The sequence below is a fragment of the Ramlibacter sp. AN1133 genome (assembly GCF_037890035.1).
Lineage (GTDB): Bacteria > Pseudomonadota > Gammaproteobacteria > Burkholderiales > Burkholderiaceae_C > Ramlibacter.
Window position 1 is genome coordinate 103,580 of record NZ_JBBKTQ010000016.1, and the last position, 20,020, is coordinate 123,599.

The 20,020-nt window shown below is 70.6% G+C and carries 14 protein-coding genes; 8 read left to right on the forward strand and 6 right to left on the reverse strand.

Annotation, left to right across the window (positions count from 1 at the left end; all coding sequences use genetic code 11):
- Positions 1–11: 11 nt before the first annotated feature.
- Positions 12–4,139, reverse strand: coding sequence for a YhdP family protein (locus tag WG923_RS20515; RefSeq protein ID WP_340352853.1), 4,128 nt, complete (start codon positions 4,137–4,139; stop codon positions 12–14).
- A gap of 63 nt (positions 4,140–4,202) precedes the next feature.
- Here WG923_RS20515 and glnE point away from each other — a divergent pair, with 63 nt between their 5' ends.
- From glnE to WG923_RS20535, 4 genes are all read left to right on the forward strand, one after another.
- Positions 4,203–7,001, forward strand: coding sequence for a bifunctional [glutamate--ammonia ligase]-adenylyl-L-tyrosine phosphorylase/[glutamate--ammonia-ligase] adenylyltransferase (gene glnE / locus WG923_RS20520; protein WP_340352854.1), 2,799 nt, complete (start codon positions 4,203–4,205; stop codon positions 6,999–7,001).
- Between the two features lie 202 nt (positions 7,002–7,203).
- Positions 7,204–8,637 (forward strand): efflux transporter outer membrane subunit, encoded by a 1,434-nt coding sequence (locus WG923_RS20525; RefSeq protein ID WP_340352855.1) that lies wholly within the window; start codon positions 7,204–7,206, stop codon positions 8,635–8,637.
- 44 nt (positions 8,638–8,681) lie between these two features.
- Positions 8,682–9,812 carry an efflux RND transporter periplasmic adaptor subunit gene (locus WG923_RS20530; RefSeq protein WP_340352877.1) on the forward strand — a complete coding sequence of 377 codons (1,131 nt, stop codon included), beginning with the start codon at positions 8,682–8,684 and terminating at the stop codon, positions 9,810–9,812.
- Between the two features lie 16 nt (positions 9,813–9,828).
- Positions 9,829–12,942 carry an efflux RND transporter permease subunit gene (locus WG923_RS20535; RefSeq protein ID WP_340352856.1) on the forward strand — a complete coding sequence of 1,038 codons (3,114 nt, stop codon included), beginning with the start codon at positions 9,829–9,831 and terminating at the stop codon, positions 12,940–12,942.
- On the opposite strand, the gene rfaE2 is transcribed toward WG923_RS20535, so the two are convergent.
- On the reverse strand, positions 12,926–13,411 hold the full coding sequence (gene rfaE2, locus WG923_RS20540; protein WP_340352857.1) for a D-glycero-beta-D-manno-heptose 1-phosphate adenylyltransferase: 486 nt from the start codon (positions 13,409–13,411) through the stop codon (positions 12,926–12,928). The genes WG923_RS20535 and rfaE2 overlap by 17 nt on opposite strands.
- The gene (locus WG923_RS20545) at positions 13,408–14,274 is read right to left on the reverse strand and encodes a ferritin-like domain-containing protein (protein WP_340352858.1); all 867 of its coding nucleotides are present in this window, start codon (positions 14,272–14,274) and stop codon (positions 13,408–13,410) included. The genes rfaE2 and WG923_RS20545 overlap by 4 nt, the downstream gene beginning before the upstream one ends.
- A 143-nt stretch (positions 14,275–14,417) precedes the next feature.
- On the opposite strand from WG923_RS20545, the gene WG923_RS20550 reads away from it, so the two are divergent.
- A complete protein-coding gene (locus tag WG923_RS20550) occupies positions 14,418–15,014 on the forward strand; it encodes a glutathione peroxidase (RefSeq protein ID WP_340352859.1) in 597 nt (198 codons plus the stop codon).
- A 289-nt stretch (positions 15,015–15,303) separates the two neighbouring features.
- On the opposite strand, the gene WG923_RS20555 is transcribed toward WG923_RS20550, so the two are convergent.
- A complete protein-coding gene (locus WG923_RS20555; protein ID WP_340352860.1) occupies positions 15,304–15,918 on the reverse strand; it encodes a glutathione S-transferase N-terminal domain-containing protein in 615 nt (204 codons plus the stop codon).
- 140 nt (positions 15,919–16,058) lie between these two features.
- On the opposite strand from WG923_RS20555, the gene purB reads away from it, so the two are divergent.
- Both purB and WG923_RS20565 read left to right on the forward strand, forming a co-directional pair.
- Positions 16,059–17,438 (forward strand): adenylosuccinate lyase, encoded by a 1,380-nt coding sequence (purB, locus tag WG923_RS20560; RefSeq protein WP_340352861.1) that lies wholly within the window; start codon positions 16,059–16,061, stop codon positions 17,436–17,438.
- An 87-nt stretch (positions 17,439–17,525) separates the two neighbouring features.
- The gene (locus WG923_RS20565) at positions 17,526–18,086 is read left to right on the forward strand and encodes a YaeQ family protein (protein WP_340352862.1); all 561 of its coding nucleotides are present in this window, start codon (positions 17,526–17,528) and stop codon (positions 18,084–18,086) included.
- 145 nt (positions 18,087–18,231) lie between these two features.
- On the opposite strand, the gene WG923_RS20570 is transcribed toward WG923_RS20565, so the two are convergent.
- The gene (locus WG923_RS20570; protein ID WP_340352863.1) at positions 18,232–18,531 is read right to left on the reverse strand and encodes a putative signal transducing protein; all 300 of its coding nucleotides are present in this window, start codon (positions 18,529–18,531) and stop codon (positions 18,232–18,234) included.
- A gap of 2 nt (positions 18,532–18,533) precedes the next feature.
- Positions 18,534–18,971 carry a DUF3717 domain-containing protein gene (locus WG923_RS20575; protein ID WP_340352864.1) on the reverse strand — a complete coding sequence of 146 codons (438 nt, stop codon included), beginning with the start codon at positions 18,969–18,971 and terminating at the stop codon, positions 18,534–18,536.
- A 330-nt stretch (positions 18,972–19,301) separates the two neighbouring features.
- On the opposite strand from WG923_RS20575, the gene WG923_RS20580 reads away from it, so the two are divergent.
- Entirely contained in the window at positions 19,302–20,000 is a 699-nt protein-coding gene (locus WG923_RS20580; RefSeq protein ID WP_340352865.1) for a TerC family protein, read from the forward strand.
- The last annotated feature ends 20 nt before the right edge of the window (positions 20,001–20,020 follow it).

Here is a 20,020-nt window from a genome sequence, read left to right on the forward strand (position 1 = left end):
GGGTTCCCCCTTCAGCGGGTGGCGGGTTCGGCGGGTGCGCCGGCGGCGCCGGTGGTCTCGGGCGTGACGGTGCGGGCCACCCGCGTGACGCGCGGATCGGTCCAGGTGCCGTCGACGTGGAATTCCTGCGTGGCGGCGCGGATCAGCGGCTGGCGCAGGAACATCTGGGCCAGGAAGGAGCCGAGCCCGAGCGCCGGGTTGATCACGGTGGCCACCAGCGAGGCCGTGCCGGCGTTGATCTCCGGCACCACCACCACCTTCAGGTCCTGGGTCTCGCGGGCGAGGTCGGCCTTGCCTTCCATCAGCACCGCGGCGTTGACGCCCTTCATCTGCAGGTTGTTGGTGGCGGCGATGCCGTGCTCGATGGTGATGTCGCCGCGCACGAAGTCGAAGGAGAAGCCCTCGCTGAAGACGTCGCGGAAGTCCAGCGCCAGCCGGCGTGGCAGCGACTGCAGGCTCAGCACGCCCAGCAGCTTGGCGAGGCCCGGATCGGCCTTGAGGAACTGGCCGTTCTCCACCTGCACGTTGAAGGTGCCGGTCATGCTCGGGTAGTCGAAGGCGAGCGGCGAACCGATCCAGGACACGTTGCCTTCCATCGCCCCGCGGCCGCGGCGCAGGACGTCCTTCATGCCCACCCGCGCCAGCAGCCCGCCGGCATCGGCGATGTCGAGGCGGAACTTCATCGAGGTGCGGCGGCGCTCCGCACGGCTGGTGGCCTGGCGCGGCGCGCCGGGCGCGACCGCCTGCGCGCCCAGGGCCGCCCAGTTGCCCGACGCCGTGAACGCCCCTTCCGGCATCGTGAGGCTCAGCTTGTTCAGGCGCCACTCGCGGATGCCGCCCTCGCGTGCCACCGTGCCGGCGCCGCGGTTGACCGCATCGATCTCCAGCCGGCCGAGGCGGCGGCCCTTCAGTTCGAACTCGTCGACGATCACGTCCAGCGCGGGGATCGCGCTTTGCTGGTCCAGCAGATCCTCCACGTCGGTGGCGGCGGACGCGGCCATGTTCAGGCGGGCGAGGCGCGCATACACGCGGCCGGCGCCGGTGCTCTGCGGCTGCCGGTATTCGACGTAGCCATTGAGTTCGTCGGCCTCGATGTTGGCGCGCCAGACCCGGCCGTCGCGCGAGCCGCCGACCACCACGTTGTGCAGCGTGCGGCCCTCGGCGCTGAGTTCCTTCGCCCGCAGCGCGATCACGGTGGGCAGGTAGGACTGGCTGGCGCCGAGGTCCTTGGCCGGGGCCGGTGCGGCAGCGGCAGCGGCAGCAGCTGGCGCGGGGGCGGGGGCCGCAGGGGCCGCAGGGGCCGCAGCCGCCTCGGGGCCGGACACGCGCGCGAGGGCGTCCTCCCAGGCATCGATGTTGAACTGGCCCAGCTGCACGTTGGCCGTCACGCCCTCGTCGGGCAGCACCACGCCCTCGCCCGGCGCGAGGCCGATCGCGATCGCGCCGCGCACCACGTGGGGTTCGGCGCCGGACAGGTCGCGCACGAAGCTGACCGCGCCGACGCGGCCGAGGTCCACCGAGAGCAGCTCCTGCAGCTTCGCCTGCGGCGCGAGCGCTTCGCGCGTGAGCGCCGTCTCGTAGCGCAGCGGCAGCAGGCTCTCGGCCGCCTTGTTCAGCGGCGGCGGCAGGTTCACGGCCAGGCCCTGGAGGTTGCTCGTGACCTGCACTTCCGGCGGCCCGCGCCGGAACGTGAGGGCCAGGTTGTAGTTGGTGGAGCCGCTGAAGTCGCGCGCCAGCCGGGAGACGAAGCCCAGCTCGCGGGCCTGCCGCAGGCCTTCGGCCGTCGCCGTGCCCTGGCCGCGCAACTGCACGACCGGCGGCTCGCCGTTGCCGCCCGGGCGCGAGCCGCCCTCCAGCCGCACGTCGCCGCCGAGCGCGCGCGCCTGCACGCCGGCAAGCTGGAATCCCTTGTCCGAGAACAGCACGGCGCCGCGGGCCCGCGCCAGCAGCGGGCTGTCGGGCGTCATCTGCACGTCGTTGTTCACCAGCGTCACGGTGCCTTGCACCTGCGAGCGCGCCAGATCGCGCAGCAGCAGCGCCAGGCGCAGCTGGACGTCGGCATTGCCGCTGCCCGTGGTGCGGGCGAGCGCCTGGCTGGTCATGGCGGCCACCGGCGAGGTGTTCACCACCGCGAGCGATTCGCTGACCGGCCCTTCGATGCGCCCCAGCACGTTCACCTGCGGATGATGGAAGTCGGGGATCTGCGCATCGGCCCGGATCTGCAGCAGCGGCCGCCCGTGCACCCGGCCGGCCGCGTCCTTCACCTGCATGCCGTTGCCCTGGAACACCAGCTCGCCCCCGAGGCCCGTGAACGCGGGCCAGTTGCCGGGGCCCTGGTTGATGCCGGGCGGCACGTACGCGAACACGACGTCCTTGACCTGCGTGGTGACCAGGAACTCGCCGCCGCGGTTGTCGGGGAACGGGAACTGGCGCAGCTCGCCCTTGACGCGGAACTTCGTTCCCGTCGCCGCGCCGCTCACCACCGACTCCTGCACGTAAGAGCGCGCCTTCGCCGGCACGGCCAGCGGCAGGTAGCGCCACACGCGCGAGCCGTCGGCCCGGCTCAGGCTGCCCTGCAGGTCCAGCACGCCCGGGAAGCGCGGCGCGCCCGATTTCGGATCGGAGGTGCGCCAGCTCGCCTGCGCCTCGCCTTCCGCGTCGGCGTTGGCGAACTTCAGGTTGCCGACGTTCAGCGAGAGCTGCTCGCCCTGCACCTGCCACTGCAGGTCGGCGCCCAGGCTCGCCACGGGAATCACCGGCTCGTCGAAGACCCCGGGGAAGTCCAGCGTCCCCTGCGCGATCGCCAGCCGCGCCTTGCCGCCGCCCTGGTTCAGGTCGAAGTCGAGGGAGGCCCCGCGCAGGCCCGGGATGCCGGCATGGCCGTCCGCCTGCGGCTGCGCCGCCGTCTGCAGGCCGGTCGCGCGGCCGCGGGCCTCGTATTTCTGCAATGCGTCGAGCGGCCCCTGCCAGCGGGCCTGCAGTGTCTCCACGAGGCCCTGCGGGGCATAGGCCTGCAGCGCCGCGCGCGTCGGCACGCCGAGCGGCAGGCGGGTGGCGATGTGGCTGAGCGCATGCAGGTCCAGCCGGTCGGCCCGCAGCTCCCCGTGAGCGGGAGCCTGGCCTTCGGCGCCGCTCCAGCTCAGGGCCACGTTGCCGCCGGGCCAGGCCTGGCCGTCCTCGGTGAGGAACTGCAGGTTCTGGGTCTGGAACTCGAAGCCGGTGGCCGTGCGCTTGCCGCCGAGGCGCCCGGACACGGACTGCAGCACCAGCGGGTCCAGTTCCGGCCCGAGCGTCGCCCGCACCCCGGTCAGCACCACGTCCGCCGTGCCGCCCACGAACTCGCCCCGGTCCACGTCGGCCCAGGCCCGCAGCCGCCCGCGCCCCTGCGCGATGTCGAAGCCCAGGTCGGCGTGCCGGCGCAGCTGCGAAAGATCGACGGTGCCGAACTGGGCGTGCACCTCGCCCGTCCACAGCTGCCAGCGGCCGGCATGGGCGGACAGCAGCGGCTGGCGGAAGATGCCCGTGAGCGTGAAGCGCTCGCCCCAGTCCGCCGGCGGCGTCGCATCCAGCCGCAGCAGGTGGCGCCGAGCCTGCGCGCGCGTGACGAATTCGACGTTCGCGAGCGCCAGGGTCGGGGCGCCGCGCAGTTCGTCCGTCCATTCCAGGGTGCCGCCCTGGATGATGAATTCCCGCTGGCTGAAGAACCAGTCGGCCGCCCGCCCTTCGTTGTCGCTGCCGCGGGAGACGTCGAGGCCGGCGATGAAGATGCGGCCGTCGGCCGCGCGCCGGATCGCCAGCGTCGGCCGGTCGATATAGAGCTGCTCGAAACCGAGATTCCACAGGGATCGCGGGGACAAGGCGGCCATCACCAGCGGCAGCCGCAGCGCCTCGCGGCCCTGCGGGTCCAGCAGCACCACGTTCTCCAGCGTGAACGAGGGCACCAGGCCCTCGGTGCGGGCGCTGATGTTGCCGATGCGCACCGGGATCCCCAGCACCTTGCTGGCCCGGATTTCCAGTGCCGGGCGCAGTTCGCCGATACGCGGCACAATGAATCCATGCAGCGCACCCCAGGCGACCGTGAGCAACAGCGATGCCGCGAGCAGCAGCCACAGGGACCACTTGATCGCTGCGGCAAACAACCTCAGCGCCCGTGAGGGATTCGGCGGCGTCGCATTCATGAAGACTTGGGAGTGGCGGGAATTATGACCCTCGGCGACGCGCCGGGTTCTGGCATCGGCGGCACCGCACCGGACAACGGGGCCGCGCCCACCGCCCGGGACAGCGGCGGCAGTGCACTGGTTCCTCTCTCCGGCGAATCCCGGTTCGTGCAGCGCCTGCGCCGCCGCTATGCGGGGGAACTGGGATTGTTGCCCACCGGTGCGCCCTCGCACGCGACGATCACCGTCGCTTACGAGGCTTTACGTGCGCGCGGCTTCGACGTGCCTGCGGCGCTGCGCGTGCTGCGCCAGCTGGTGATGGAACGGCTGGTGGTGCTCGATTGCGACCGCCAGGCGCCGCTCGCGACGATCACGCTGGCCGTCACCGAACTCGCGGAGTTCGCGCTCGACACCGCCTGCCGCCACGCCTGCGCGGAGCTCGACGAGGTGTACGGCGCCCCGGTCAAGGCCGACGGCCAGCGCTCGCAGCTGTGGATCGTGGGCATGGGCAAGCTGGGCGCGCGCGAGCTGAATGTCTCCAGCGACATCGACCTCGTGTACGTCTACGAGGAAGACGGCGAGACGGCCGGCAACAGCGACGGGCGCAACCGCATCAGCAACCACGAGTACTTCGCCAAGCTGGTGAAGTCCATCTACGGGCTGATCGGCGACGTGACGGAGCACGGCTTCGTGTTCCGGGTCGACCTGATGCTGCGGCCGAACGGCAACTCGGGCCCGCAGGCGGTGTCGCTCGGCGCGCTGGAAGACTACTTCCAGGTCCAGGGCCGGGAGTGGGAGCGCTTCGCCTGGCTGAAGAGCCGCATCGTCGCCCCCCGCAGCTGCATCGAGGACGGCGGCGCGCAGCAGTTGCGCGGTGCGGTGCTGCCTTTCGTGTTCCGCCGCTACCTCGATTACGCCGTCTTCGACTCCCTGCGCTCGCTGCACCGCCAGATCCGCGAGCACGCGGCCAAGCGCGCGGCCGGCCGGCCCGAGCGCGCCAACGACGTCAAGCTGTCGCGCGGCGGCATCCGCGAGATCGAGTTCATCGTGCAGCTGCTGCAGGTGGTGCGCGGCGGCCAGTATCCCGAGCTGCGCACGCGCCCCACCCTGCAGGCACTGGAGCGGCTGGCCACGGCCGGCCTGATGTCCGACGCCGCCGCCGGGGCGCTCGCCAGCGCCTATATCTTCCTGCGCCGCGTCGAGCACCGCATCCAGTACCTCGACGACCAGCAGACGCACGTGCTGCCCATGGGCTGCCGCAACGAGGATGAGGACGGCGACCTGGCCTGGATCGCGCACACGATGGGCTACGCGGACTGCTGCCCCTTCCTGCACGAACTGGACGGCCACCGCGAGCTGGTCGCCGAGGAATTCGACAAGCTGCTCGGCGGCCAGCAGGAGTGCAAGAGCTGCGCCGGTCCCAAGGGCAGCAAGCCGCCGCCGGACCTGAACGAGCTGCTGGAACAGTTGCCGGCGCAACTGCAGCAGCGCATCCACGGCTGGTGCGGCCATCCGCGCGTGATGGCCTTGCGCGACGACGCGCGCATCCGCCTGTCGCGCCTGATCGCGCGCACGGCCCAATGGCTGCAGGAAGGCCGCGTGACGGAGGAAGCTGCGCTGCGCATGGTCGACTGGATCGAGCCGCTGCTGCGCCGCGAGAGCTACCTCGCGCTGGTGTGGGAGCGCCCCGGCGTGCACGAGCGGCTGCTGCGCCTGCTGGGCGCGGCGCGCTGGCCGGCCCGCTACCTGATCCAGCACCCGGGCGTGATCGACGAACTCGCCAGCGACGGCCTGCTCAAGGAACGCTTCAGCGCGCAGGACTACGAGCGCGAACTGGAGCACCGCAAGCGCTCGGTGATGATCACCGGCGAGGACGACGACGAGATGCTCCTGAACCTGCTGCGGCGGGCCCACCATGCGGAGCTGTTCCGCACGCTGGCCCGCGACGTGGAAGGGGCGCTGACGGTCGAACAGGTGGCGGACGAACTGAGCGCGCTGGCCGACGCCACGCTGTGCATCACGGCGCGCTGGTGCTGGGAGCGCCTGCGCCAGCGCCACCGCGAGACGCCCCAGTTCGCCATCCTGGGCTACGGCAAGCTCGGCGGCAAGGAGCTGGGCTACGGCAGCGACCTCGACATCGTGTTCGTCTACGAAGACGAGGACGAGCGCGCGCCGGAGGCCTACGCCGCCTTCGTGCGCAAGATCATCATCTGGCTGTCCACCAAGACGGCCGAGGGCGACCTGTTCGAGATCGACACGGCGCTGCGGCCCAACGGCAACTCCGGCCTGCTGATCACGACCTTCCAGTCCTACGACGACTACCAGCAGCGCCGCGGCAGCAACACGGCATGGACCTGGGAACACCAGGCGATGACGCGGGCGCGCTTCGTCACCGGCCTCGAAGCCTTGCGGCCGAAGTTCGACGCCGTGCGGCAGGCGGTGATCACGGCGCCGCGCGACGTCGAGGCGCTCGAGCGCGAGATCGTGGTCATGCGCGAGCGGGTGCGCAGCGCCCACCCGGTGCGCGCGGGCCGCTTCGACCTCAAGCACAGCCCCGGCGGGATGGTCGACGCGGAGTTCGCGGTGCAGTTCCTCGTGCTGTCGCAGTCGGCCAGGCACCCGGAGCTGATCCCCAACCTGGGCAACATCGCACTGCTGCAGCGCGCCGAGGCCGCCGGGCTGCTGCCCGCCGGCGTCGGCAAGCGGGCGGCGGCGGCGTACCGCGAACTGCGCCGCCACCAGCACCACGCCCGCCTGAACGAGGAATCGACCCAGGTGCCGCAGGACCTGCTGGCGGGCGAGCGGGACGCAATCCTGGCGCTGTGGCAGCACGTGTTTGTTTGAAAGCGGACAGCCGGACGCAGAGGACGCGGAGGGTACGCAGAGGACGCAAAGGAACATCCAATTCAAGATGACTTCTTTTGCGTCCTCTGCGTACCCTTTGCGTCCTCTGCGTCCGGAAGTTTGACTCTTGGGGTATAGACGTGGCAGCCAACCCGGCAGTGCGGGCCGGTGGTAGTCTGGCGGGCTCTTCGCACATCCAGGCATGACCCACTCGCGCCCCCTCGCGGCGGCCGGCTTGCTGCTGTTGTTCACGCTGGCTGGCTGCGCGTTACCCCGTCCCCCCGCTGCCGTCGAGGCCCCCGAGCCTTCGCGCTGGCACGCTCCGCTGCCGCATGGCGGCAACGTCTCCGACCTCACGCAGTGGTGGACGCAGTTCGGCGACCCGCTGCTGGTCGACCTGGTCGAGGCCGCGCAGACGGTGAGCCCGACCGTGGCCACCGCGGGCACGCGGATCGCGGAGGCGCGGGCCACGCGCATCGCGGCCCAATCGGCGCTGCTGCCCTCGGTGGACGCCAGCGTGTCCGTCACGCGCGGCAATGCGCAGACCGGCATCCCGCTGTCGACCATCTCGCAGGCGAACCTGCAGAGCTCCTGGGAGGTCGACGTGTTCGGCGGCCGCCGGTCGCAGGCCGATGCGGCGGCGGCACGGCTGCGCGGCGCCCAGGCCGGCTGGCACGATGCGCGCGTCGCGGTGGCGGCCGAAACGGCGACGACCTATGTGGACCTGCGCATCTGCGAGCGCCAGCTCGCGGTGGCGCTCAACGACGCCCGCTCGCGCGCGGAAACGGCACGGCTCACGGGCCTGAGCGCCGATGCGGGCTTCACGGCACCAGCCGTCGCCGCGCAGGCCCGCGCCAGCGCGGCCGAGGCCGCGGCCCGCGCGACGCAGCAGCAGGCGCAGTGCGACCTCACCACCAAGGGGCTGGTCGCGCTGACGGGCCTGGCCGAAGGCGAACTGCGCCAGCGGCTGGCCCTCGGCTGGACCGAGCCGAGCGGCATCGCCGCCGGTGCCATCCCGCCGCTGCCGGCCGCCCTGCTCGCGCAGCGCCCCGATGTGTACGTGGCCGGGCGCAACGTCGAGGCAGCGAGCGCCGACGTCGGCGCCGCCCGCGCGGACCTCTATCCGCGCCTGTCGCTCACCGGCCAGATCGGCGTCGGCCTGCTGCACGCGGGGGGCCAGACGACCGGCGCGCAGACCTGGCAGATCGGCCCGGTGGCCGTGAGCGTGCCGGTGTTCGACGCCGGCCGGCGCCAGGCGCAGACCGAGGCGGCGCAGGCGCGCTACGAGGAGGCCGTGCTGCAGTACGGCGCCCGCGTGCGCCAGGCCGTGCGCGAGGTCGAGGAAGCGCTGGTCAACCTGCGCAGCGCCCGCGACCGCAGCGACGATGCCCGCACGGCGGTGGAGGGCTACCGCGTCTCCTTCGCCGCCGCCGAGGCGCGCTACCGCAGCGGCCTGGGCAGCCTGATCGAGCTGGAGGACCAGCGCCGCGTGCTGCTGGCGGCCGAGACCACGCTGGTCGGGCTGCAGCGCGACCGCGTCTCGGCCTGGATCGCCCTCTACCGCGCGCTCGGTGGCGGCTGGCACGCGCCCGACACCACGGCCCGCACCGAAACCAACGAGGAACCCAACCGGTGAGACTCCACACCCTGCCCACCGCGATCTTGCTGCTGCCACTGGCGATGCTGCTGGCCGCCTGCGGCAACAAGGAAGAAGCCGCGAAGAAGACGGCCGCGACCGGCAAGCCGGCGCTGACCGTGAGCACGGTGATGCCGCAGCAGGCGATGCTGCCGGTCACGCTCGCCGCCAACGGCAACCTCGCCGCCTGGCAGGAAGCGAGCATCGGCGCCGAAGGCGGCGGCCTGCGCATCGCGGAAGTGCTGGTGAACGTCGGCGACCGGGTGCGCCGCGGCCAGGTGCTGGCGCGCTTCGATGCCGGCACGCTGAGCGCGGAAACGGCGCAGGCCCAGGCGGCGCTGGCGGAAGCGGAAGCTGCCGCCGCGGAAGCCGCCAACAATGCGGCGCGCGCCCGCACGCTCTCTCAGACCGGCGCCATGAGCGCTTCGCAGATCAACCAGTACATCACGGCCGAAGCGACCGCCAAGGCGCGCGTGGCCGCCGCCCGCGCGCAACTGCAGCAGCAGCAGGTGCGGCTGGCGCAGGCCGCCGTCCGCGCGCCCGACGACGGCGTGATCTCGGCGCGGGGGGCCACGGTCGGTGCGGTGGTCAACAACGGCACCGAGCTGTTCCGCCTGATCCGCAAGGGCCGGCTCGAGTGGCGCGCCGAAGTGACCTCGGCGGAGCTGGGCCGGATCACCGCCGGCACCCACGCGATCATCACCGCCACCAGCGGCGCGCGGCTCGAAGGCCGGGTGCGCATGATCGGCCCGACGGTCGATCCGCAAACGCGCGTGGCGATCGTCTACGTGGACGTGAACCCGCTGCCTGGCCCGGCCTCGGGCAGCGCGCGCGCCGGCATGTTCGCGCGCGGCGACTTCGAGCTCGGCGCGGCGCCGGCGCTCACCGTGCCGCAGCCCGCGGTGGTGGTGCGCGAGGGCTTCAGCTACGTGTTCCGCGTCAACCCCGACAACCGCGTGAGCCAGGTCAAGGTGCAGATCGGCCGCATCGCGGGCGACCGCGTGCAGGTGCTCTCCGGCGTCACCTCCGACATGAAGCTGGTGGCCAGCGGCGGCGGCTTCCTCAACGACGGCGACCTGGTGCGGCTGGTCGACGCGCCCGCCAGCGCCACGCCGGCAGCAGCGGTGGGCGCCTCCTCGGCCCCGGCGTCCGCCGCGGCGAGCGCCACCCGCTGACCCGGACCTACCTGCCATGAATGTCTCGGCCTGGTCCATCCGCAACCCCATCCCGGCGGTGATGCTGTTCGTGCTGCTCACCTTCGGCGGCCTGCTGTCGTTCCGGGCCATGAAGGTGCAGAACTTCCCCGACATCGACCTGCCGACGGTGATGGTCACGGCCTCGCTGCCGGGCGGCTCGCCCCAGCAGCTCGAGACCGACGTCGCCCGCAAGATCGAGAACGCCGTCGCCACCATCCAGGGCCTCAAGCACATCATGACCAAGGTGCAGGACGGCGTGGTGACGCTCACGGTCGAATTCCGGCTCGAGAAGCCGGTGCAGGAGGCGGTGGACGACGTGCGTTCGGCTGTCGCCCGCGTGCGCTCCGACCTGCCCTCGGACCTGCGCGACCCCATCGTGAGCAAGCTGGAGCTGGCGAGCCAGCCGATGCTGGCCTTCACCATCGCCTCGCGCAGCATGGACGAAGAGGCCCTGTCCTGGTTCGTGGACAACGAGCTGTCGCGCAAATTGCTGGCCGTGCCCGGGGTCGGCGCGGTCAACCGCGTGGGCGGCGTCACGCGCGAGGTGCGGGTGGCGATCGATCCCTTGAAGCTCGAATCCCTGGGCCTCACCACCGCGGAGATCTCCCGCCAGCTGCGCCAGGTGCAGGTGGAAAGCGCCGGTGGCCGCACCGACGTCGGCGGCGGCGAGCAGCCGGTGCGCACGCTGGCCACCGTGCAGACGGCGCGCGAGATCGGGCTGATGGAGATCGCCATCGCCGGCACGCGCAAGGTGCAGTTGCAGGACGTGGCGGAAGTCAGCGACACCATCGCCGAGCCGCGCTCGGCCGCCCTGCTCGATGGCAAGCCTGTGGTGGGTTTCGAGGTCTCGCGCAGCCGCGGCGAGAGCGAGGTGCAGGTCGGCGCGGCGGTGCGCCAGGCGCTGGAGCAGGTCAAGGCGCAGCGGCCCGACCTGCAGCTCACGCAGGCCTTCGACTTCGTCACGCCGGTGGAAGAGGAGTACCAGGGCTCGCTGCACCTGCTGTACGAGGGCGCGGCGCTGGCGGTGCTGGTGGTGTGGCTGTTCCTGCGCGATGCGCGCGCCACCTTCGTCTCCGCCGTGGCGCTGCCGATGTCGGTGATCCCGGCCTTCATCGGCATGCACCTGCTGGGGTTCACGATCAACGTGGTGACGCTGCTGGCGCTGTCGCTGGTGATCGGCATCCTGGTCGACGACGCGATCGTGGAGGTGGAGAACATCGTGCGCCACCTGCGCATGGGCAAGACGCCCTACCAGGCGGCGATGGAAGCGGCCGACGAGATCGGCCTGGCGGTGATCGCCACGACCTTCACGCTGATCGCGGTGTTCCTGCCCACCGCCTTCATGAGCGGCATCGCCGGCAAGTTCTTCAAGCAGTTCGGGTGGACGGCGGCACTGGCCGTGTTCGCGTCGCTGGTGGTCGCGCGGATCCTCACGCCGATGATGGCGGCCTACCTGCTCAAGCCCTCGAAGCTGGAACACGGCGACCCGGCCTGGCTGCGCTGGTACCTGCGCGCGGTGAACTGGAGCATGACCCACCGCGCCATGACCATGCTGCTGGCCACGCTCTTCTTCGTCGGCTCGGTGGCGCTGATCCCGCTGCTGCCCACGGGCTTCATCCCGCCAGACGACAACTCGCAGACGCAGGTCTACCTGGAACTGCCGCCCGGCTCGACGCTGCAGCAGACGAAGAACGCGGCGGAGGAGGCGCGCCGCGCCGTGCTGACCGTCAAGCACGTGAAGGGCGTCTACACCACCATCGGCGGCGGCAGCGCGGGCGGCGACCCGTTCGCCAACATCGGCGCCGCGGAAGCGCGCAAGGCCACGCTGACCATCCTGCTCGACGAGCGCGGCGACCGGCCGCGCAAGCAGGGCATCGAGAACCAGATCCGCACCGCGCTGGAACGCCTGCCGGGCGTGCGCAGCAAGGTGGGCCTGGGCGGCTCGGGGGAGAAGTACATCCTGGTGCTCACGGGCGAGGACCCGAAGGCGCTGGGCGAGGCCGCCGTGGCGGTGGAGAAGGACCTGCGCACCATCCCCGGCCTCGGCCAGATCGCGTCGACCGCCAGCCTGATCCGCCCCGAGGTCGTGGTGCGGCCGGACTTCGCGCGGGCGGCCGACCTGGGCGTGACCAGCCAGTCGATCGGCGACACCCTGCGCATCGCCACCGCCGGCGACTACGACGTGGCGCTGCCGAAGCTGAACCTCGCGCAGCGCCAGGTGCCCATCGTGGTGAAGCTGCGCGAGGACGCGCGCCGCGACCTGAAGACGCTGGAACGCCTGTCGGTGCCCAGCACGCGCGGCGGCACCGTGATGCTGGGACAGGTGGCGACGCTGGAGCTCTCCGGCGGGCCGGCGGTGATCGACCGCTACGACCGCTCGCGCAACATCAACTTCGAGATCGAGCTGTCGGGGCAGCCGCTCGGCGAGGTCGCCGCCGCCGTGCAGCAGCTGCCCTCGGTGAAGAACCTGCCGCCCGGCGTGCGGGTGGTGCAGGTGGGCGACGCCGAGATGATGGGCGAGCTGTTCGCGAGCTTCGGGCTGGCGATGCTCACCGGCGTGCTGTGCATCTACATCGTGCTGGTGCTGCTGTTCAAGGACTTCCTGCACCCGGTGACGATCCTGAGCGCGCTGCCGCTGTCACTGGGCGGCGCCTTCGTCGGCCTGCTGCTGGCGCAGAAGAGTTTCTCGATGCCCTCGCTGATCGGCCTGATCATGCTGATGGGGATCGCGACCAAGAACTCGATCCTGCTGGTGGAGTACGCGATCGTGGCGCGGCGCGACCGCGGCCTCTCGCGCTTCGACGCGCTGCTCGATGCCTGCCACAAGCGCGCGCGGCCGATCATCATGACCACCATCGCGATGGGCGCCGGCATGCTGCCGATCGCCATCGGACTGGGCGCCGCCGACCCGAGCTTCCGCTCGCCGATGTCGATCGCGGTGATCGGGGGGCTGTTCACGTCGACGATCCTGAGCCTGCTGGTGGTGCCGGTGGTGTTCGAGGTGGTGGACGACGTGGAGCACTGGGCGCGGCGGCAGGTGAAGAGGATCCGGCACCGCGAGGGCCGCCACCCCCGCGCGGGAAAGGACGGCGTCAGCCGGCCTGCTTGATGCGCTGAACGAGCTGCGTCGTCGAATACCCGTCGACGAACGGGATCGCGAGCGCCCGCCCGCCATAGCCTTCGACCAGCGCCGTCTCCGCCAGCTTGCGCATGTCGTAGTCGCCGCCCTTCACGTACACCTGCGGCTTCAGCTCCGCCAGCAGTTCCACCGGGGTGTCCTCGTCGAACCAGGTCACGAGGCTCACGGATTCCAGCGCGGCGAGCACGATCGCGCGGTCGTGCTCGTTGTTCAGGGGCCGGTCCGGGCCCTTGCCCAGGCGCCGGGCGGAGGCATCGGTGTTGACCGCCACCATCAGGCTGCCGCCCTGCGCGCGCGCCTGCGCGAGGTAGGTGACGTGGCCGCGGTGCAGCACGTCGAACACGCCGTTGGTGAAGACCACCGGCCCCGGCAGGGCCGCGAGCCGCGCCGGGGCATCCCGGCGCGCAACGATCTTGTCAAGGAACGCGGGTTCGCTCACACCGCCTGCGGCGCCCCGCCTTCAGCGCCGGTGCCCAGGCTGGCCTGGACTTCCTTGCGGTAGCGGTTCAGTTCCTGCACGCTCTTGAAGCTGCGGTCCATCAGCAGGCTCAGGTTGTGCAGGATGCGGTCGACGACCTTGTTCTCCCACACCGGATCGAAGTCGATCTGCTTGTCCAGCCAGTGCTCCAGCCACTCGGGATCGGGCAGGCGGGACTGGATCGTGTCGCGCGGGAACAGCGCCTTGTTCACGTGCAGGTTGGTCGGATGGAGCGCCTGTGCGGTGCGGCGCGCACTGGCCATCAGCACGCCCACCTTGGCGAACGCGGCGCGGGCCTCGTTGCCGAAGTTCTGGATCGCGCGCTTCATGTAGCGCAGGTAGGCGCCGCCGTGGCGCGCCTCGTCCTGGCTGAGCGTCTGGTAGATGTGCTTGATCACCGGCTCGGTGTGCCATTCGGCGGCGCGCCGGTACCAGTGGTTCAGGCGGATCTCGCCGCAGAAGTGCAGCATCAGCGTCTCGAGCGCCGGGGCCGGGTCGAACTCGAAGCGGACCTGGTGCAGTTCCTCCTCGGTCGGCACGAGGTCCGGACGGAAGCGCTTGAGGTATTCCATGAGGACCAGCGAGTGCTTCTGCTCCTCGAAGAACCAGATCGACATGAACGCGGAGAAGTCGCTGTCGTCGCGGTTGTCGCGCAGGAACATCTCGGTGGCGGGCAGGGCGGCCCACTCCGTGATGGCGTTCATCTTGACGGTCTGGGCCTGTTCCTCCGTCAGCAGCGACGCGTCGAACTTGTCCCAAGGAATGTCCTTGTCCATGTCCCAGCGGACGGACTCGAGTTGCTTGAACAGTTCGGGGTACAGCATGGCCTGGGGGTTTGGAGTAACCCTTCATTTTACGACATGGGGTTTTCCCTTGGTTACCGTCGGGCACTCCGATGCCCCTTCCGACGGGCGGGAAGGCCCGGTGGGACGAAAATCCCCGCTCCGTCCGTTTCCGGGAGCATTCGATGAAGAGCCTGGCCGTCCTGACCGCCGCCCTGACCGTCTCGGCCTTCGCCGCGCCCGCCACTGCACCCGCCGCGGCCCCAGCGCCCGCGCCGGCCGTCGCCCAGGCCACCGCCGCCTGCCCGACGCTGCTGCAGCACACCTTCCCCCGCCTGCAGGACGAGAAGCCGCAGCCGCTGTGCCAGTACGCCGGCCGGGTGCTGCTGGTGGTGAACACGGCCAGCTATTGCGGCTACACGCCCCAGTACCAGGGGCTGGAGGACCTGTACGCCCGCTACCGCGACCGCGGCCTGGTCGTGCTGGGCTTTCCGTCCAACGACTTCAACCAGGAAAAGAGCAGCAACAAGGAGATCGCCGACTTCTGCGAGAACACCTTCGGGGTCAAGTTCCCGATGTTCGGCAAGACCTCGGTGGCGGGGGCTCAGGCGAACCCGCTGTTCCGCCAGCTCGCGGCGCAGACCGGCAAGGCGCCGACCTGGAATTTCCACAAGTACCTGATCGGGCGCGACGGCAAGGTGGTGGCGCACTATGCCAGCCGCACGACCCCCGACGATGCCCAGCTGTTGAAGGCGCTGGAGCAGCAGCTGGCGGCCAAGTGAGCGGTCGCGCTCCGGCTGTGGCGCGCACGCCGCCCCACTCACAAATATTTACCAACGAATTGCATCCGACCGGAACCGTCGGGCACTCGACCGGGTCCATCGGCAAGGGGCAGGGAATACCCGATTTGCTGCTGCGAAGACGTCCGGGCCGCTGGTCGCGGATGCAATCCCGAGGCGACTCTTCTCCTCCTCCCTCCCTCCCTCTTCGTTTCGGGGCGCTTCGCAGCATTTTTATTGAGACGAGAAAGCCGCCCGAGGGCGGCTTTTTCTCGTCCGGGGCTGGCCGGAATCAGGCGGGCAGCGTGTCCGCGAAGCTGGCGCGCTGCGCGAGCTTTTCCTGCAGCTTGGCGAGGTTGGGGTACGTGGTGCGCCAGTCGATCTCCGGGAAGCGGAAGTCGATGTAGCCCAGCGCGCAGCCGACCGCGATGTCGGCCAGGCTCAGGTAGATGCCGGCGCAGAAGGGCTTGTCGCCCAGGCCCTGGCTCATGGCCTTGAGGCTGGTGTGCGTCTTGCCGATCTGCCGGTCGATCCAGGCCTGGCAGCGCTGCGCCTTGGCGCGGCCGGCCCAGTGGGATTCGAGCCGCGCGAGGATCAGCGCGTCCAGCACGCCGTCGGCCAGCGCTTCCCAGGTCTTGACCTCGGCGCGCTCGCGGCCCACCGCGGGAATGAGCTTGCCCACGGGCGAGAGCGTGTCCAGGTACTCCACGATCACGCGCGAATCGAACAGGGCCTCGCCGCCTTCCATCACCAGGCAGGGCACCTTGCCCAGCGGGTTGGAATGCATGATGGACGTGTCCGCGGCCCACACGTCCTCTTCCACGAACTGGTAGTCCAGCTTTTTCTCGGCCATCACGACGCGGACCTTGCGCACGTAGGGGCTGGTGGTGGAACCGATCAACTTCATGGGAGGAGCCTGGCGTGTTCTGGTTCTGGAGGGGGGAGACGTTCGGATTCATTCTAGGGGAATGGATTTGGACCGCTGTCGTGGGCCTGCGACAGCACGCCTTTCCGATGCCCCACCGGGCGGCCACCTAGAATCGCGCGATGCCTCTCTCCACGATTTCCGCGCTGTCCCCGCTGGACGGCCGCTACGCCGCGCGGCTGGCGCCGCTGCGTCCGCTGATGAGCGAGCAGGGCTACATGCACAAGCGCGTGCAGGTGGAAGTCTGCTGGTTCATCGCGCTGTCCGATGCGGGCTTCGCCGAATTCCGGCCGCTCACGCCCGGGGCGCGCACCTACCTCCTCGGCCTCGTCAAGAACTTCTCCGAGGCCGATGCCGCGGCGATCAAGGAGATCGAGAAGACCACCAACCACGACGTCAAGGCGGTGGAATACTGGATCAAGTCGAAGTTCGAGGCCCGGCCCGAACTGCGCGCCGCCAGCGAATTCGTGCACTTCGCCTGCACCAGCGAGGACATCAACAACACCAGCCACGCGCTGCAGCTGCGGGGCGCGCGCGAGCAGGTGCTGCTGCCCGGGCTGGACGCCGTGATCGCGAAGATGCGGGAGATGGCGCACCAGTACGCCGAGGTGCCCATGTTGAGCCGCACGCACGGCCAGACCGCCAGCCCCACGACGGTGGGCAAGGAGGTCGCCAACGTGGTGGTGCGGCTGGTGGCGGCGCGCGAGCGGATCGCCGGCGTCAAGCTGCTGGCGAAGATGAACGGCGCGGTCGGCAACTACAACGCCCACCTCGCGGCGTGGCCCGATTTCGACTGGGAGGCGTTCAGCCGCAAGGTGGTGGAGTCCGCCGAGCCGCTCGGCCTGGGCCTGACCTTCCAGCCGTACAGCATCCAGATCGAGCCGCACGACTACATGGCCGAACTGTTCGACGCGGTCGCGCGCGCCAACACCATCCTGGTCGACTGGTGCCGCGACGTCTGGGGCTACGTGAGCCTCGGGTACTTCAAGCAGAAGCTGCGCGAGGGCGAGATCGGCTCGTCCACCATGCCGCACAAGGTCAACCCGATCGACTTCGAGAACGCCGAGGGCAACCTGGGGCTGGCGAACGCCCTGCTGAAGCACCTGGCGGAGAAGCTGCCGGTTTCGCGCTGGCAGCGCGACCTGACGGACTCCACCGTGCTGCGCAACATGGGCGTGGCCCTCGGCTACGCGGCGCTCGCCTACCACGCACTGGGCATCGGCCTGGCCAAGCTGGAACTGAACGAGGAAGCGCTGCGCGCGGACCTCGACGCCTCGTGGGAAGTGCTCGCCGAGCCGATCCAGACGGTGATGCGCCGCTACGGCGTGCACGGTGCCTACGAGAAGCTCAAGGAAGTCACGCGCGGCAAGACGGTGACGGCGGAGGACCTGCATGGCCTGATCCGCTCGCTGGACATCCCGCAGGCGGAGAAGGATCGCCTGCTGGCGATGACGCCCGCCTCCTACATCGGCAAAGCCGCCGAACTCGCGCGCCGGGTCTAGAGACATGATGCCCCCACGCTCCGCACTGCGTGCCGCCGCTGCCCCCCGAGGGGGCTGGTCCGCCTAGGGGCGGCCCGTCGGCGGCCCATGGCGATCAAATCCACCATCTTCAAGGCGCAGGTCGCCGTGGCCGACATCGACCACGGCTACTACGCCGACCACGCGCTCACGCTGGCGCGCCATCCCAGCGAAACCGACGAACGCATGATGGTGCGGCTCGCCGCGCTGGCCTTCCATGCGCACGAACTGCAGACGGTCTGCGGCGGCGACGGCACGCTCGCTTTCGGCAAGGGCTTGTCGGACCCGGACGAACCCGACGTCTGGCTGCGCGATTTCACGGGCCTCACGCGCCTGTGGATCGAGGTCGGCCAGCCCGACGAAGTGGCGCTCGCCAAGGCGTGCCGGCAGGCGGACCAGGTCGCGGTGTATTGCTTCCATCACGCCGCCGAAGTGTGGTGGAAGGGCATCGAGACCAAGCTCACGCGGCTGGCCAACCTCTCGGTGTGGCGCGTTCCGACGGAGGCGTCGCAGGCGCTCGAGAAGCTGGCGCAGCGCTCGATGCAGCTGCAGGCGACGATCCAGGAGGGCGTGCTGATGCTGGGGGATGCGAGCCGGCATGTCGACATCGAACCGGTGCGCTGGAAGTAGCCGCAGCGCCCTCCCGTAGGCTGGCGGTGACGAAGGAACCCCAGCGATGGCGCGAGCGCAGCGCAGCGCTGGGGTTTCGCTATCGCTCCACCACCAGCCTACGAACGGCCGACGGCCAACGGCCAACAGCCAGCGGGCGGCGGGCTCACGGCATCGGCCGCCCGCAATTCCAGCACGACTCGAACCCGCCCTCCACCAGCTCCCCGCACGCGCACCGCCACCGGCGCTGCGGCAGGTGCTGCAGCTGCCGCAGCAACGCGCGCGCGGGCTCCAGCTGCTCGTCGTGCATCACCCAGATCTCCGGCAGGCACTGGTCCGGCGGCAGTTCGCCGGCCACGCTGGAGAGGAACTGCCGCTGCACCGAGGCCTCGATGCCGGCGTGGCGCAGCGTGTCCGCCCACAGCGAGGCGATGGCGATGTTGGGGGCTTGCGTGAGGCGCCGCACGATCAGGACCGCGACGCCGGCGCGGCCGGCGGGGCGGCGCCGGGTGCGCGCTCCGCATACCGGTTGAAGCGCCAGGCGCTCGCCTGCAGGGTGATGCGCCGCCAGACCCGGCGCTTTTCCGCCGGCGTCATCGCCGGCCAGTGCTGCACCTCGTCGAAGCTGCGCCCGCAGCCCTTGCACAGGGCGTCGCCCTGCGAGGTGGAACAGATCGCGATGCAGGGCGTGTCGGCCTGCGTGTCGTACCACGCCTTCCACGCCGCGTAGGCGGGGGCCGGGAAGCCGCGCTCGTCGGCCTCGTCCTCGTGATGGAACACCATCAGCGCGTAGACCTGCGCCAGCGCGCGCAGCTCGGGAGCGAGCGTGACGCCGTCCGGCGAGGGCTTGCGCCCGCGCCAGAAGTTGATGGCGGCTTCTAGGTCTGTGATGTGGATGCCGGCCATGGCTGGGCCACGAGGTACTGCTGGAGGGGCATGATAGCCCGGCAGCGCGCGCAGGCCGGACGGCAGGGAACGAAAACCGCGAAGCTGTGTTCTAATCCGGATCGCGAAGGGGAGTAGCTCCCGGCCCGCCGCCCTCCCGGGGCGCGGAGCCATCGGCCAGCCGTCAATACGAAGCGCAAGCTTCCGGCGCGCCGGGCGGCAGTCCAGCCACTGCATGCCGAGCAAGACCTTCGATCGGGCCCGTGCGGCCTGGATCGAGCCCCGTTCGCCTCCAACGAAGGTGCTGCGATCCGTTCCGCCGGGCGATCTCGTCTCGTTTCGGAGCTTCGCATGGAATTTCTCACTCCCGCCTGGTGGTCGGCGCTGCTGGCCATCATCCTCATCGACCTGGTGCTGGCCGGGGACAACGCGATCGTCATCGCGCTGGCCGCCCGCAACCTGCCCGCGAACCTGCAGAAGAAGGCGATCGTATGGGGCACGGTGGGCGCCATCGTGGTGCGTTCGGCGATGACCGTCGGGGTCGTGTGGCTGCTGCAGATCCCGGGCCTCATGCTGCTGGGCGGGCTGGGCCTGCTGTGGATCGCCTACCGCCTCATCGCCGAGGACGGCGGCAAGGACGACCACGGCCCGATGGCCACGACCTTCTGGGGTGCGATGCGCACCATCGTGGTGGCCGACGCGCTCATGGGGGTCGACAACGTGCTGGGCGTCGCCGGTGCCGCGCACGGCGCCTTCGACCTGGTGGTCATCGGCCTGCTGGTGAGCGTGCCCATCGTGGTGTTCGGCAGCAGCGTGGTGCTCAAGCTGGTCGAGCGCTTCCCCGTGATCATCCACTTCGGCGCGGCCGTGCTGGCGCTCACGGCGGCGAAGATGGTGGTCGGCGAGCCGCTGCTCGACGCCGTGTTCGACCCCGAAGGAACCCTGCATGCATTTGCGCGCTGGAGCACGTATGCTGTCTGCATTGCCGGCGTGCTCGGCGCGGGTTGGCTGGCCACCCGTGCGGCGCGCCGATCCGCCGACGCGCCGTGAGGGAGGCGCTCCAGGAGGCC